The sequence below is a fragment of the Acidihalobacter sp. genome, assembly GCF_037381185.1.
Taxonomy (GTDB): domain Bacteria; phylum Pseudomonadota; class Gammaproteobacteria; order DSM-5130; family Acidihalobacteraceae; genus Acidihalobacter_A.
Map to the genome: position 1 here is coordinate 1 of NZ_JARRQY010000072.1, position 14,510 is coordinate 14,510.

The window sequence follows — 14,510 nt, forward strand, 5'->3', positions numbered from 1 at the left end:
GGTTGGATCAAAGAGCAAAACACGCCTGCGGGGGCTCGAAATCGAAGCCAATAGGCCGGCGTCAACGACGATGACGTCGTGGTTCGCGCCACCGTGGACGGATACGTGAGGGGCCAAACGCCTCGCCGGCTGAATCAGCAATAGTTCAGCGTGTCCTTAGAGTCAACCGCGTGGGCGAACTGGGCATGGTCAATAAATTCGGACTCTCCGAAAAATGGCGCTCCGCATTGATGTCTTCGTAGGAATGCAGGTTCGATCGTTGTAGGGCTACAGCTATGCACGTAATAGGGAACAGACCACGGTTTCTCGATTTCTCAAAATAGAAGTACGCACTTTGGTTATTGCGCTTTCGGTGGTCTACCTGAAAGCCCGGGTGCAACCCGCCGCCCAAGCATTCGCTGCACCTCTTCTGCAAACCGTGAATTGCCCAATGCGAAATTCCCGTTGGTCGCTTTGCGAATCGAATCCACCATACCCGGATCAAGTTCGAATCGAAACAGTTTTCCGTATGCTTTATTTCTTTCCGATTCTATGCCACCGAGAGCGAGATAAAGCGGATGAGACGAGATCAATTTGTCGGCCTCACTATGTGCGTTGCATCAGTAGCTCGACCAACGATACTCGGCTGGGTGTTCCACCATACCTGCCCTGACGGGATTAAGCTCGATATAGCGCTGACACCCCAGGAGATATTCATCTCCCTGAACCAGACAGGAACGATAACGTCCCTCCCAGAGGGTACCACTACGCCGGTACGTTCGATTTATGTACTGCACATAGCGTTGGCCAAGCGCCTTCATCAAGGATCCGGGCCCCATAGAAGACTCTGCAGTCAACAGAAGATGGACATGATTCGTCATTAATCATATGAATGCACGTGGCAGCCGGCTTTGCGAGCATATTGGCCAAGCCACTCCAGATAGAAGCGATAATCCTCTTCGGCAAAAAAACAGGCTTACCGGTTGTTACCGCGCCGGATGATGTTGAGTGGAATATTGGCTAAGGCGATGCCTGGCCGTCGAGTCATGAAAATAGTTCCCTGAGTTTTATTTTGATTGGCTCCATATAGGAGAACAGGCTTTGAAATTTTGAAACCGTGGTCTGTCCCCTATTATTATGAAAAGTGCGCGAAATACTGGACACTACCGTCGACGCTGCTGAACCGCCCCGGCGATCGAGCGATACTTCGATCGTCGGCGGCATGAAATCAAGCAAGTTGAGGCACGGCTTGCTGTGGTGTCGGCTTCGACAGGTCCAACACGCCGTCGTCGGGGGCGATGACACCCACGCGATGCGTGATCGCGACGATCGTCGTTTCCTCGGCAATGTCTCGAAGCGCCGCGAAAATGCTCCGTTCGGTCGCCTCATCGAGCGCCGAACTCGCTTCGTCGAGTAGGAGCAAGCCAGGGTGGCCGATGATGGCACGCGCGATCGCCACGCGCTGACGCTCTCCACCGCTGAGTAGCTGCCCGCGCTCCCCGACTACGAAGTCCAGACCGTCAGGGAGAGCCGCGACCTTTTCTTCGAGGCGCGCCGTAGCCAACGCTTGGCGCACGGCCGTGTCGGTGAAGTTCCGACCGAGAAGGACATTTTCTCGAAGGGACACGTTCATCATCATTGGCTCCTGCGGAACATAGCCAATCGACGCTAAGTAAGCGTTAGGGTCGAGGTCCGACAGCTCGGCGCCGCCGATCCTAACCGAACCCGTGTATCCCTCGTTGAGACCCAAGAGCACCTGCATCAACGTGGACTTCCCAACCCCCGAACGACCGAGGATGAAGTTGATTCTTCCGGGCTGGAAAACCGTCGTGATGCCGTCCAAAACCGGCGGCCGATCGGGGGCGTAGCTGAAACCAAATCCGACCAGTTCCACGGAGAAGCAGGCGGCCTCGGGGAGAATGCGCATCGCCCGATCCCGCTCAGACGCTGCATGCGTCGCGAGCATGGTGTGCAGAGGTTCCGCCATACCACGAGCCACGATCGCGTCGCGCAGCGAACTGCCGATCAGCTCGAACGGCCGGTTGAGTTGCACCAGGATCATGCTGACCAGCACGAACTGGTCGACCTTCCCCTGAGCGCCATAGAGCCACAGCAAAGCCGCGAAGATCGAGCCGTACTGCACGAACAGCAGCGCGGCTTGCAGCGCCCCATAGCCCAGCCGGACGCGGTAGAAGCGCAACCATGATATCGCCGAGTTTCTATAGTTCCGCTCATACAGGTCTTCGACCCATTGCTGGCCGCGAAACACCTTGATCGAGACGATGTTCGTCAGGATGTTACCCAGCAGGTTTGCACCGGCGTTGGTCTCGGTCAGAGCGGCCTTCTGGTAGCGGTTCGTCACCCGGTTGCTGCGCACCGTGATCGCGACTACCAGAACCCCGTAAACCAGCACGAAAACGGCGACGACCCAACTGACATACCCGCCGACCGCCAGCACCGACAGCACGATGTCGGCGACGCCGGCCAGCACGACCATCATGAAAAGCTGAATCAGCATTTTGTTGGACTGGTGCAGCGACTGCACCACGGCCGAAACCTTGCTGGGATTATTGTCGATGAACAACGATCCTCGCGCCGCCATCAGGGCCGCCAAGATGCGCTTGCTGACTAGACAGCGCGTTTCTTGCTCGATGCGATTGACGAGCACGACGCGAGCATCTTGAAGCAGGCGGGCGAGTGCAACCGACGCTGCAAAAGCGATGAACAACCAGATCACAACGGACGCCGGTCGATTCGGCAGCACGCGGATCGCGTACGCGAAAATCAATGGGCCTGCCACCGTGCAGGCCGACGCAACCAGCGTCGCGATCAGGAAGGCCGCCACAGAGCGGCGAGCGGCCCACAGGCTCGATTTCAATGCCCGCCATTGAAGCGGCGGGAGGGGGGCTTCAATCCTCATACTGTGCCATCCAGTCAGCGACAGCCACGGCTCGGACCAAGGCAAAGGAAAGGTCATAGTCGAGCGGACCAGACATAGCCGCGCGAAGCCGCTCGCGAATGATGATTTGGTGATTACACAATGCACCATCTTCGAGTCGCGAGGCCAGGGCCTTGTAATCAAAACGCACAAGCATGTCCCGACCCGCGCCCTTGCCGATGCGGTGAGTGATCGCCGCCGGTAGAATGTCCGAGTAGAGGCCACGCTCAATCGCACGGTCGCGACCGCTCCGGAAGTGATGGACCCGCTTGGCTCGGATACACGCTCGGATGAGCGGCCAGAAGAGGAACACCTTGCGTTCGACCACCTTGCAGCCGACCAACGCGATGCGGTTCAGTTCCGCATTCCGCATTCCGCATTCCGCATTCCGCATTCCGCATTCCGCATTCCGCATTCCGCATTCCGCATTCCGCATTCCGCATTCCGCATTCCGCATCCCGAAGAACTGGAACAGGCGCGTCGTAGACAAACTGCGCAGCAGCTCAGCGCCGGGTACAAGCTCCGGCACAGTCGTCGGCGTCGCCAGAAACGCCGTGGCTGGAAAGCGGCGACCACCGAGCAAATGTTCTCTCACCGGCCCCGCACTTCGTCGCCTTAGCGCATCGGCCGAAACCTCCCATACTGACCTGCGCAGCCGGTTTGCAGTCTCTGCAGCGAAACGCGGCCATGCCCCCGGCAGCCCCTCGCTTACCAGCTCGGCGAGCACAAGCGGCCGATGGATGCGCAAGAATAGTTGATCGCCGCCATCACCGGTCAGCACCTGGTTCGCGCCGTGCTGCTCCGCGCACTCGAACAACAGGCTCGTAGTGCCCACTGTTCCCGCCAGTTTGCAGGGCCGCGGCCTCTGCGCGAGCAACTCGCTCGACAAGTCTGTCGCGGATGATCGTGCATTCGTCTCCACGCAGTAGCGCTCTCCCCCGATCGCTTCAGCCAGAGCATCAAGATAGAACCGTTCATCGCCGCGCGCGTCGTCCTCGGCGTAGCTGTTTATCAGCGCCAAGGGACGGCCGTCGCGGGCCTGCCGCGCCGCCACCGCACAAAACTTGCGAAGAATGGCTCTCGGGTTGGTACCGAAAGCCAAGGAAGCAGGAACTACCCCGGCTACCTGAGCCCGTGGGGCGCTTGCGCACCCTAATTACGATCGCTTCGTACTCTCAACCGACCCGAGGTTGATGAAAAGCTCTCATCACCTGCCGCCAGTAACGAGTTTTTCAACGGAATAGGCCGAACGCAGCCACTTCATCAACAGTCCATCTAGAACATCCGCGATGCCAAGAATGCTTGGGCAGAACCTGGCCGCTCTGGACATCCCGGAGATGCCCTAGACGCACTCCGGCTCGAAGACCAATTCGTGCATGTGCTCATGCTCGGCAGCCGCATGAAACCCCAAACGTTCGTATAGCCTCCTGGCACCATGGTTAGTCTGGAATACTTTAAGACGCACTCGGCGCTTCTCCTCACGGGCACGCGCCTGAATGTATTGCAGCCATGACTGTCCGATGCCGAGGCTCTGGTACTCCGGCTGAATGCTGATAAGGCGCAAGGCCCATTCATCGCCGCATTCCATCCACGCCAAGCCGCCGAAGACGCCGTCGACGGTCAACACGGCCCATTCCTCGCGGTTGAATTTCAGCGCGAATCCCGCGCGCTGGCGCTCTTCATTCCAACCGAATGCAGGCTCGACATGTTTGCGCAAGGTGGTACGGAAGCAACGGAACATTGCCTCCAAATCATCGTTGACTGCCGGCCGCACGCGGCAGATCTTTTCATGACCGCCACTTCCCGGAACGGGAAAGGCTGGGGGACAGAGTGCCGCTGTCCCGGCCAGTCCCGAGCGCCGATGGGTGTCCGTCATGACGCCTCCCCTACTCGTCCTGCGTGCGTCGCCGCTCAAGCCGGCGGCGAGACGTCCAGCATCTCGCCAAGCACTCGCATGCCGGTACCGTCGCGTTCGGCCACGACCGCGCCATTGCGGATCACCGCGCGGCGCGGCGGCAGCCGGCGCAGGGCTTCGTCCTCGGTGGGCACGTCCCACAGGATGAGGTCGGCCGCCGCGCCCTCGGCGACGGCATGCCGCTCCAGACCGAAGGCCGCGGCCGGCATGTCGGTGAGCATGCGGAACAGCCAGGGCCGCTCGTCGGCGCCGATGATCTGCGCGTAGTGCATGAGCACGAAGGCGGCCTTGAGCGGGTCGCCGTCGCCCATGGGATACCAGGGGTCCATCACGGAGTCGTGACCGCAGGCGACCTTGAGCCCGGCTTGCAGCATCTCCTTGATGCGGGCATGGCCTCGGCGCGTGGGATAGCCGTCGAAACGGCCCTGCAGCACGGAGTTGTCCAGCGGGTTGGTGACCACGTGCAGCCCCGCCCGCTTCATCAGGCCCAGCAGTTTGTTGGCGTAGGCGCCGTTGTAGCCGTGCGAGGCGGTCAGGTGGCTGGCGGTGACCCGCCCAATCATTCCCAGGCGCACGGTCTGCGCCGCCATGACCTCGACGAAGCGCGACTGCTCGTCGTCGATCTCGTCGCAATGGATGTCCACCAGACGGTCGTGTTCCTGCGCCAGCGCCATCACGCGCTCCACCGAGCGCACCCCGTCCTCGCGCGTCATTTCGTAGTGAGGTATGCCGCCCAGGCAGTCCACACCGAGGTGGATGGCCTCCTGCATCAGCGCTTCGCCGTCGGCATAGGCGTACAGACCCTCCTGCGGAAAGGCCACCAACTGCAGGTCGATGGTGTCGCGCAGTTCCTCGCGCAGGCCCAGCAGCGCGCGCAGCGCGACCAGGGAGGGGTCGCAGATGTCGACGTGGCTGCGCACGTGGGTGACGCCGTGCGAAAGCATCCACAGCAGCGTCTTGCGCGCGCGCCGGTACACCGAGTCCTCGTCCAGCGAAGGCTTGATCTCTGACCACAGCGCAATGCCCTCCCACAGCGTGCCGCTGCGGTTGGGGCGCGGCGTGCCAGCGGTAAGCGTCGCGTCGAGATGGCAGTGCAGTTCGACGAAGCTCGGCGTAAGCATGCCGCCCGCGGCGTCGATCACGGTCTGGCCGGTGGCCGAAAGGCCTTCGCCGATGACCACGATACGCCCGCCGGCCAGCGAGACGTCGCAGGGCTGCGGCCCGTGTCCTGGAACGCGGGCGTTACGAATCAGTAGGTTGTCCATGAAATCCTCGTTCAGGGAATTGCGCGGATACGCGAGCGGACGGCGGCGAAGCCGCCGCCACCCGCCGCGCGCAGCAACTGTGAATCGCGTCAGGCTTGCCCGGCGTCGCCGTAGTGGGCGAACGTTTCGGCGAAACGCCCGTTGATATATTCCCCGGAAGCGATCGGGGCATACTTCGCGGGCTGGCCTTCGCCGACGCAGCCCGGCAGCGCCTCGACCACGGTATCGTAATTCGGGCCGAAAAAGAACGGGATCGAATAGCGCTCGCGTCCCGAGCGGTTCACCGCGCGATGCACCGTGGAGGCGAACAGGTCGTTGGTCCAACGCGCCATCTGGTCGCCGATATTGACCAGGAAGCAGCCGGGGATGGGCTCGGCGGAGATCCACTCGCCCGAGGCGTCGAGCACCTGCAGCGCGGGCACGTCGTCCTGCGCGAGGATGGTGAAGCATTCGTAGTCGGTATGCGCGCCGATGCCAATCTGGCGTTCGTCGATGTCGCCGCTCTGCGGTGGATAGTGCAGCACGCGCAGCGTGGCGAGCGGCTTGCTCGTCAGTGGCCCGAAATAGTCCTCCGGCAGCTCCAGCGCCAGGGCGAAGGCCGACAGCAGCTTGCCGCTCAACGCGCACATCTCGGCGTGATAGCGTTCGAGCGCGGCGCGGAACGCCGCCTCTCCCGCCGGCCACTGGTTAGGACCGTACAGCACCTTGCCGGCCAGCACGTCCGCGTCGTCGGCTGGCACCTCGAGCGCGATGTCGAAACTCTCGTGCAAATCGCCGTGCGATTCCGGATTGGTGTTCTCCTCCAGCAGCGCCGCATAACCGCGGTTGTTGCTTGAGCGGCTCACGTGGTTGGCCATCTTCGCCGCCTCGGGCAGCGCGAAATAGTCCTGTGCGGCGTCGAACGCCGCCTCCAGCGCATCCGTCGGGAAACGATGGTTGCGGATGTGGAAAAAACCGCGGCGCGTGCAGGCCTCGCGCAGCCGTGCGGCAAGCCCGCGTCTGCCGGCCGGATCGTCCGCGAATAAAGGAGCAAGGTCAAGGATCGGAATTTCCTCACGGCTCGCCGTACGGGCCTCCAAGCCTATCGTCCCGATACGGCGCTCGCCGTTGCCGGTCATCACTCTGATCATGATCGTTCCTTGATGATGATAAGGCCTGCGCCGGAACCGTCCGCCGCAGGCCTTGCGTACCGCGCTCAGCGCGCGTGTTTGCGCAGTTCAATCGGCCGCAGGATCAAATACGAAACTGCGGCGAACACCAACCCCAGCTCGAAGCCGACGTCCATGCCGTAAGGCGGATTGAACAACCCGGCGATGGGGCCGACGAACAGCAGCTGCGCCGCGCCGAGATACACGCCGAACAGGCCTAACGCCATGGAGACGATAGCCGCCCAGCCCACCGGCAGATGGCGCGCCTCGTTCCAGCTGTCGAGATTGTACTGCCCGCGCCGTACGATGAAGTGCTCGAGGATCAGAATGATCGTCCACGGGCTCAACCAGTACGCCACCATCAGCAGGAAATTCTCCAGCGTGGCATTGAAATGCGCTGCCGCGAAGATCGCAATGACGATGTAGACCACGGCGCCGAGGAAGGTCCATACCGCGCGGTTGACCTTGTGAAAGGCCCTGCCGAGCACCTGGATGGACAGGCCGAGGCTGTAGTCGTTGGGGATGTTGTTGGCGATCACCGACAGCGCCAGCAGGAGCAGCAGGAACTCGCCCAGCCCGCCCAGCGGATGCAGCGCGGCGGCCAGCAGCGCGCCGCCGCCCTCGTTGGCGGCCTTGCCGAAGGCGCTCACGGTGGTCAGCCCCAGACCCACCGTTTCCAACAGGATACAGGGAATGGTCACGCCGAAGAAGGTCAGCCAGAAGATCTTCGACGCCGGCGTATGCTCGGGCTGGTTGACGCTGTAGTCCGCCGCGTAGGAACTCCAGCCGGTGGCGAAACCGTAGATCGCGCCGCCGAAGGAGACCAGCGAGGCGATGTGCGCCATGTTCCAGGCCGGCGTCGGCACGATGCCCATCTGGCCGTGGGTGCTCGCCGCGACGATGAAGAAGATTACCGCCATCGGGATCCAGGCGAAGCGCTCGTAGCGGTGCACGTAGCGGTAGCCGTACACGCTCACCGCGGTGGTCAGCGCCGCGATCACCAGGATCGACGCCCATACCGGCACCGCGCCCTTGCTCAGCGCGGTAATGATCTGCGAGCCGACGATGACGTTCACCGCCGACCAGCCGATGCATGCGGCGACGTTGAACAGCGCCATGATCTTCGCGCCGTGCCAGCCGAAGGAGAAGCGTGCGATGGTCATCTGGCGCAGGCCGAGGCGCGGGCCCAGCGTGGAGAAGTAGGCGACGGGCAACACGCCGAGCATGTTGAACAGCACGATGACCGCGAGGCTGTCCCAGAAACCCAGCCCGAAAACCGGGATCGCCAGCGCGCCGAGCGCCACAGTGGAGATGACCATGTTGGCCGACAGCCACATGGTGAAGTTGTCGATGACGCTGACGTGCGTGCGCTCGTGCGGCAGCACGCGCTCGATGCCGCGCGCTTCGATGCCGCTGTCCAGCGGCACGCCGATGACAATGGATTCTTCGGTGGTGGACATGGAGTGAACCTCCGTTGGTTATCGTTATCAGGCCGCCTGGACCGTTGTCATGCAATTGAAACGCTGAGCTGGAGCAATTTCCGCACCAGCTTCGTACTCAAGAAAACATGCGACGCTGCAAACAAACGACGCCGCGCTCGCGCACCGCGAGGAAGCGCGCTGCGCGCGGCCGGTGCATGTGATGCGGGGATCAGTCGGATGCCGGCAGTTCGAAACGCGTGAGTTCAGCGAACACCTCGGCCCAGCTCTCGCCGAGCAGCTCGAGCCAGCGCCGCCCCTTTTCCGCCGTCGCCGTGGTTGGATCGCCGATCACGCCGGAACGAGTGAGATCGGCCGTCAGCCAGGCGTAGGGCAAGGCGCCTTCCGGCGTCAGGCACTTGCTGCGCGCGGGGGGATATTCGACCACGGCCCGTTCGCTCAACACATAGTCGCCGAGCAGCGCCTGCAGCACGCTGGTCTCGGCGTCGCCGGCATGCATGCCCTCGGCGCGCTCGCGCGGCGAGAGCAGGTCCTCATCGCCGCGCGCGGCGCTCCAGGCGAAGAACGGAAAGGTCATTAAGTCACGATGTCGGGCACGCAGGTCGCGCGCGGCGATGTCGATCACCTGCGGCTGACCGCCGTGGGCGTTGAAGAACACCAGTCGGCGCACGCCCCAGGAGTACACGCTCTCGCCGATCTCCATCAGCGTGGCGAGCAGCGTGGCGGCGCTGAGCATGACCGTGCCGGGAAAGCCTACGTGCTCGTTGGACTTGCCGTAGTACAGCGGCGGCAGCGCGTAGACCGGCACATCGGGCGCGAGGCGCGACAGAGCCGCGCCGAGCACGCCGGTGGCGATGGCCGCGTCGGTCGCCAGCGGCAGGTGCGGGCCGTGCTGCTCGATGGCGCCGATCGGCTGCACCAGCACGGCATCGCCGCGTTCGGCGAGTGTCTGCACCGCGGGCCAGGTGAGGTAGGGAATATAGCGTTCGGGGGGGATGAAGCCGTGCATGGAAATCCTTGTAGGTGAAAACCGGCGATGACGGTGCAAGCGTGCACGCGCCGGACTTCGGAAGAATGCGGAATGCTGGGAGCGGCAGGCCCGCTTCGCGGTTCTGCCCGCGATGTCCGGCGTGGCTCAGTTCTCCTGCTTGAGAGCGCTTTCGTGCCAGTTCTTCAGCGCCCAGTTGGACAGCGCCACCATCAGGCCGAACAGTGCGATACCGGCCAGGGTGAGCAGCATCAGCGCGGCGAACATCTCCGGGATCTGCAGATTGTAGCCAGCCTGCAGGATCTGGTACGCCAGACCGGCGCCCTGCCCGCCCGTGCCGGCGACGAACTCGGCCACCACCGCGCCGATCAGCGCCAGGCCGCTGCTGATGCGCAGACCGCCGAAGAAATAAGGCAGCGCGCTGGGGATACGCAGATGGAGCAGCTTCTGCCAGCGCGAGGCGCGATACATGTCGAACAGGTTGTTGAGATTGTGGTTGACGCTGTTCAGCCCAAGCGTGGTGTTGGAGATGATCGGGAAGATGGCGATGATCACCGCGCAGACGACCAGCGCCACCTGCAGGTCCTTGAACCAGATGATGACCAGCGGCGCGATGGCCACGATGGGCGTGACCTGCAGCATCACCGCATAGGGGAATAGGCTCATTTCCAGCCACTTGCTCTGCGCGAACAGCAGCGCGGCGGCAGTGCCCAGCACCAGCGCGACGAAGAAAGCGAGAAAAGTCACCTTGAGCGTCATCAGCAAGGCCAGGCCGAGCGTCTGCCAGTTCGCCAGCAGCGCCTCGAAAATGGCCAGCGGCCCCGGCAGCAGATAGGCCGGGATATGGGCTTCGGTGACGATCAACTGCCAGATGGCGAGAAACAGCAGACCGACGCCCAGCGGGGCGGCGATGCGCAGGAACCGTTCGTTCTCGATCAGGGGGCGGGCTGACATGGACGGCGACACCTCGTTGCGGACGATGTGACAGGGAAATCCGGACGGGCAACCGTCCGGAGCTTCATATTGACCATCGGCTCAGGCCGAGGCCGCGCGCGCCAGCGATTCGCTGACCCGGTCGCACCAGCCGTGGTACTCGCTACTGGTGCGGAAGGTCTGGCCGCGCGGCGACGGCGCGTCGATCGGGATGTCCTCCAGCACGCGGCCCGGCCGTGCCGCCATGACCACCACCCGCGTAGACAGGAACACCGATTCGTACACGCTGTGGGTGACGAACACCACGGTCCAGCGGTGGCGTTCCCACAACTCGAGCAGGTCCTGGTTGAGCTTGGCGCGGGTCATCTCGTCGAGCGCGCCGAAGGGCTCGTCCATCAGCAACAGATTGGGCTTGGTGATCAGCGCCCGGGCGATGGACACGCGCATCTGCATGCCGCCGGAAAGCTCGCGCGGATAGGCCTTGCGGAAATCCTGCAGCCCGACCATCTCCAGCACTTCCTCGACCTGCTCGGCCGTCTTGCGCTGGCCGGCCAGGCGCAACGGCAGTTCGACGTTGCGCTCGACCGTGGCCCAGGGCATCAGCGCCGCCTCCTGGAACACGAAGGCCAGCCGCCGGCCGGGCTGGCCGACGGCGCCGAAGTCCTGCTCCCACCAGCGCATCGCGCCCGCAGTACCCTGGCCGAGCCCGGCGATCATACGCAGCAGCGTGCTCTTGCCGCAGCCGGACGGGCCGACCAGACTGACGAATTCGCCTTCGCGGATGCCGAGCTCGACGTCGGTGAGCGCGACCGTGCCGTTGGCGTAGGTCTTGCCCACGCCGGCGGCCTCGAACACCGGCCGACCGCGCGCCGTCTTGCTCACGCCCTGGCGCAGATACTCGTGCCGCGCCTCGGACGGCGTGCACACGTGACCGGACCCGCTACGCATGTCCATGTCACTCACCGGCCGGCATGATGTCCAAGCCTTTGATGAACTGCAGGTCGTAGGCCTTCTTGTAGTCGAAACTGGCCGGCAGCATCTTGTTCGACACCATGAAGTCGAACATCTTCTTCCAGCGCGCATCCGTCATGGTGCCGATGCCCATCTTGCCTGCATCACCGCCGGTGACCAGCTTGTAGTCCTTCATCATCTTCAGCGAGAAGGCGAGCTGCGCGGGCGTCTGCTTGGCATCGGCCTTCTTGATCAGCTTGTTGCCCGGCGCCGGGTCTGCCAGGTACGACTTCCAACCCTCCATCGAGGCCTTGACGAAGGCCGCCACGACCTTGGGCTTGTTCTTCACCCAGTCGGTGCGCGCGACAATGGTCTCGGCATAGGCCGGCCAGCCATAGTCGGCGAGCAGGAAGATGACTGGTTTCTCGCCGCCCTTCTCGATCTGGAACGGCTCGGAACCGATGTAGCCCTGCTGCGACATGCTCTTGTCATGCAGGAACGGAGCGACGCTGAAGGTGTACGGGCGCTGCTGCGACTTGGTGAAGCCGAAGGTCTTCTCCAGCCATGGCCACCAGGTGGTGTTCGCACTCTGCGAGACCAGGATTGGCTTGCCCTTGAGGTCGGCCAACGTCTTCACGCCCTGGTGCGCGATGATCGCCTGCGGGTCCTTCTGGAAGCTGGCGCCGACGCTCACCACCGGCAGGCCGCGGTAGGCCGCCATAATGGTCTGCATCGGGTAGCCCATGTAAAAATCGCACTGCCCGGCCGCCAGCAGCTGGATACCGTTGACCTGCGGACCGCCCATCTTGATGGTCACGTCCAGTCCGGCCTTTTCGTATAGCCCCGTCGCCTTGGCCTGGTAGAAGCCGCCGTGTTCGGCCTCCGCGAACCAGTTGGTGCAGAAAGTCACCTTGGTCGCCGCCTGCGCCCCGCCAGCCGCGAATCCCAACACACAGGCCGTGGCACCGGCCGTCACCCATTTGCGCAACGATGCGGAACCCGAAGCCAAGACGCCTTTGTCTGCCCTATCCATAGAGATGCTTCCTCTCGCGTTGTGTGATCGGACCGTGGCGGCGAAAGCGTCGCGCTCCGTGCCGCACCTCAGGCTGTAAAGGCAGAAAACATGCCAGACGGTCGAAGACAGGGGCACGGGTGCGGCCTGACGGGGCCGAATCGGCTTCACGGCGCATCGCTCTGCGAAGCACTGCACGGCTGCGAGGCGGAAAATCACGGAGGCGCACCCGCATGGTGCGCGACATGCACCGAATGTAACGGCGGAACAGATAAAGGGGTGAAGTGCCGCAGCGCGGGCCGTCGCTGCTGCGGATCGTCAGGGCGCGATGCTGGTCAGCGCCTCGACTTCGTGCGCGCCGAGGGTTTTCGCGGCAATCAACCGACCGGCTGTTACCCGGCTGACAACCACCGGCACCTTGACGTCGCCCAGCGCATCGATGCGCAGCGCGCCTGTCGCGCCGACGTAGTGCACCGGCCTGCCTGCGGCCAACGCCTTCAGCGCGGCCCGGTAGCCGGCCACGCCGGGACCGACCGCCACGCCGTTGCCGGCCGTCACCGCGCGGGCGGCCTTGGCCAGGGTTCTGCCGCCGGCCTGCGGCGGGCTGGCGGCCATGGCCAGCAGGGTCACCGCCATGGCGTCGTAGGCGTTGCTGTCGTACGGCGCCGAAGGCGGCTTGCCGTAATGCTTGGCGAACGCATCGGCGAAGGCCTTGTAGCCGGGCTGGCCGGTCTGCGCACCCAGAGTCACGCCCCAGGCGCCGTCCAGGTATTTCGCGCCCAGGATGTCGACGAAATGCTGCGTATCGACCGAGTTGGCCAGCAGGAAATGCCGCGGCCCCCCGGCGCTGATCCATTGCTTGAGGATGCTCTGCCCGCCGGTCGGATAGGCAATCAGCACCAGCGCCTGCGGATTGCCCTGCAGCGCCGAGGTGACCTCGGCGCGGTAGCTCGGCTGGTTCAGGTTGTAGGGCACGATGCGGGCTCTGCCGCCCATGGCCTCGAAGGTCCGCTCGGTAGTCTCGGCGTAGGTCCTGCCGAAGGCGTTGTTCACGTAGACGATGCTGATACGCTTCCACTTGGCGAGTTTGGCCGCCACGTAGGCAGTGGCCGGACCTTCGTCCTTGACCGACATGATGGTGCGCAGGAACAGCCCTTTGGTCAGCCCCTGTTTGGACAGGCTGGTGAACTCGGTCGAAGCGGCCGTAGGCGAGACCAACAGCACGCCGGAGGGCACCGTGACGCTGCGCATGACGGCCATGGTGGTGCCGCTGGAATTGGCGCCGACGATGGCCCTGACTCCCTTGAGATCGACCAAACCCTTGGCCGCAGTGACTCCGACCGAAGGCTGCGTCTGAGTGTCGGCGAGGGCCACCTCGACCTTGCAGCCGTGCACACCGCCAGCGGCGTTGACCTCCTGCGCCGCGAGTTCGGCCGAACGCGCGTTGTCCTGCCCCAGTTCGCCCAGCGAACCGCTCAAGGCCAGCAGTATGCCGACCTTGACCGTACAGCCGGCTGCGGCGGCCTGGGCCGGCCACAGTGCCGGGCTGGCGGCAAGACACAGCGCCAGGGCGGCGCTAGAGGGCAGAGAACGCAGATTCATGGCGGGCTCCTTATGCTTGCGAATGAGCGGTGGGCAAGGGCAGCAGATCGCGCACCAGACGCTGCCACAGCGCAATGCCCAGCGGCAGGGAATGGTCGTTGAAGTCGAAACGGCAGCTGTGCAGCGGCGCGTGGTGCGCCTCGTCCCGGCCGCCCAGCCACAGATATGCCCCCGGCAGGCGCTCGGTGAAAAAGGAGAAGTCCTCGGCGCCCATGCTCGGAGCGATGTCGCGCGCCTCGCTCAGGCCGGGCACGGCCGCCGCCGCGCGGCGCAACTCGCCGGCCTGCTCGGCGTGGTTGTAGGTCACGGGATACTGACGCTTGTAGGCCAGCGTCGCCTC

General features: G+C 63.8%; 13 protein-coding genes. All 13 read right to left on the minus strand.

What is annotated here, in order from left to right:
- Nucleotides 1-599: 599 nt before the first annotated feature.
- Complete coding sequence (locus P8014_RS18465; RefSeq protein WP_337818792.1) at nucleotides 600-860, minus strand: transposase; 261 nt, start codon at nucleotides 858-860, stop codon at nucleotides 600-602.
- A 347-nt stretch (nucleotides 861-1,207) separates the two neighbouring features.
- Nucleotides 1,208-2,899, minus strand: a complete 1,692-nt coding sequence (locus P8014_RS18470) for an ABC transporter ATP-binding protein (RefSeq protein WP_337818793.1) — start codon at nucleotides 2,897-2,899, stop codon at nucleotides 1,208-1,210.
- Complete coding sequence (locus tag P8014_RS18475) at nucleotides 2,889-4,019, minus strand: asparagine synthase-related protein (RefSeq protein WP_337818794.1); 1,131 nt, start codon at nucleotides 4,017-4,019, stop codon at nucleotides 2,889-2,891. Before P8014_RS18475 ends, P8014_RS18470 begins: the two co-directional genes overlap by 11 nt.
- Nucleotides 4,020-4,259: 240 nt before the next feature.
- Complete coding sequence (locus P8014_RS18480; protein ID WP_337818795.1) at nucleotides 4,260-4,691, minus strand: GNAT family N-acetyltransferase; 432 nt, start codon at nucleotides 4,689-4,691, stop codon at nucleotides 4,260-4,262.
- A gap of 137 nt (nucleotides 4,692-4,828) precedes the next feature.
- Nucleotides 4,829-6,097, minus strand: a complete 1,269-nt coding sequence (locus P8014_RS18485) for a cytosine deaminase (RefSeq protein WP_337818796.1) — start codon at nucleotides 6,095-6,097, stop codon at nucleotides 4,829-4,831.
- A gap of 89 nt (nucleotides 6,098-6,186) precedes the next feature.
- A complete protein-coding gene (locus P8014_RS18490) occupies nucleotides 6,187-7,227 on the minus strand; it encodes a 2-oxoglutarate and iron-dependent oxygenase domain-containing protein (RefSeq protein ID WP_337818797.1) in 1,041 nt (346 codons plus the stop codon).
- A 65-nt stretch (nucleotides 7,228-7,292) separates the two neighbouring features.
- Nucleotides 7,293-8,705 carry a cytosine permease gene (locus tag P8014_RS18495; RefSeq protein ID WP_337818798.1) on the minus strand — a complete coding sequence of 471 codons (1,413 nt, stop codon included), beginning with the start codon at nucleotides 8,703-8,705 and terminating at the stop codon, nucleotides 7,293-7,295.
- 190 nt (nucleotides 8,706-8,895) lie between these two features.
- The gene (locus P8014_RS18500; protein ID WP_337818799.1) at nucleotides 8,896-9,693 is read right to left on the minus strand and encodes a creatininase family protein; all 798 of its coding nucleotides are present in this window, start codon (nucleotides 9,691-9,693) and stop codon (nucleotides 8,896-8,898) included.
- A gap of 126 nt (nucleotides 9,694-9,819) precedes the next feature.
- Entirely contained in the window at nucleotides 9,820-10,626 is an 807-nt protein-coding gene (locus tag P8014_RS18505) for an ABC transporter permease (RefSeq protein ID WP_337818800.1), read from the minus strand.
- Nucleotides 10,627-10,707: 81 nt separating this feature from the next.
- Entirely contained in the window at nucleotides 10,708-11,559 is an 852-nt protein-coding gene (locus tag P8014_RS18510) for an ABC transporter ATP-binding protein (RefSeq protein WP_337818801.1), read from the minus strand.
- A gap of 1 nt (nucleotide 11,560) precedes the next feature.
- Nucleotides 11,561-12,589, minus strand: coding sequence for an ABC transporter substrate-binding protein (locus P8014_RS18515; protein WP_337818802.1), 1,029 nt, complete (start codon nucleotides 12,587-12,589; stop codon nucleotides 11,561-11,563).
- 297 nt (nucleotides 12,590-12,886) lie between these two features.
- A complete protein-coding gene (locus P8014_RS18520) occupies nucleotides 12,887-14,170 on the minus strand; it encodes an ABC transporter substrate-binding protein (RefSeq protein WP_337818803.1) in 1,284 nt (427 codons plus the stop codon).
- Between the two features lie 10 nt (nucleotides 14,171-14,180).
- Nucleotides 14,181-14,510, minus strand: a 330-nt coding sequence (locus P8014_RS18525; protein ID WP_337818804.1) for a M20/M25/M40 family metallo-hydrolase, incomplete at its 5' end; no start/stop codon positions are given.

Excerpts from the sequence above, each read along its gene's own strand:
- P8014_RS18465 (WP_337818792.1), bottom strand. The coding sequence starts at position 860 with ATGACGAATCATGTCCATCTTCTGTTGACTGCAGAGTCTTCTATGGGG.
- P8014_RS18470 (WP_337818793.1), bottom strand. The coding sequence starts at position 2,899 with ATGAGGATTGAAGCCCCCCTCCCGCCGCTTCAATGGCGGGCATTGAAA.
- P8014_RS18485 (WP_337818796.1), bottom strand. The coding sequence starts at position 6,097 with ATGGACAACCTACTGATTCGTAACGCCCGCGTTCCAGGACACGGGCCG.
- P8014_RS18490 (WP_337818797.1), bottom strand. The coding sequence starts at position 7,227 with ATGATCAGAGTGATGACCGGCAACGGCGAGCGCCGTATCGGGACGATA.
- P8014_RS18495 (WP_337818798.1), bottom strand. The coding sequence starts at position 8,705 with ATGTCCACCACCGAAGAATCCATTGTCATCGGCGTGCCGCTGGACAGC.
- P8014_RS18500 (WP_337818799.1), bottom strand. The coding sequence starts at position 9,693 with ATGCACGGCTTCATCCCCCCCGAACGCTATATTCCCTACCTCACCTGG.
- P8014_RS18505 (WP_337818800.1), bottom strand. The coding sequence starts at position 10,626 with ATGTCAGCCCGCCCCCTGATCGAGAACGAACGGTTCCTGCGCATCGCC.
- P8014_RS18510 (WP_337818801.1), bottom strand. The coding sequence starts at position 11,559 with ATGGACATGCGTAGCGGGTCCGGTCACGTGTGCACGCCGTCCGAGGCG.
- P8014_RS18515 (WP_337818802.1), bottom strand. The coding sequence starts at position 12,589 with ATGGATAGGGCAGACAAAGGCGTCTTGGCTTCGGGTTCCGCATCGTTG.
- P8014_RS18520 (WP_337818803.1), bottom strand. The coding sequence starts at position 14,170 with ATGAATCTGCGTTCTCTGCCCTCTAGCGCCGCCCTGGCGCTGTGTCTT.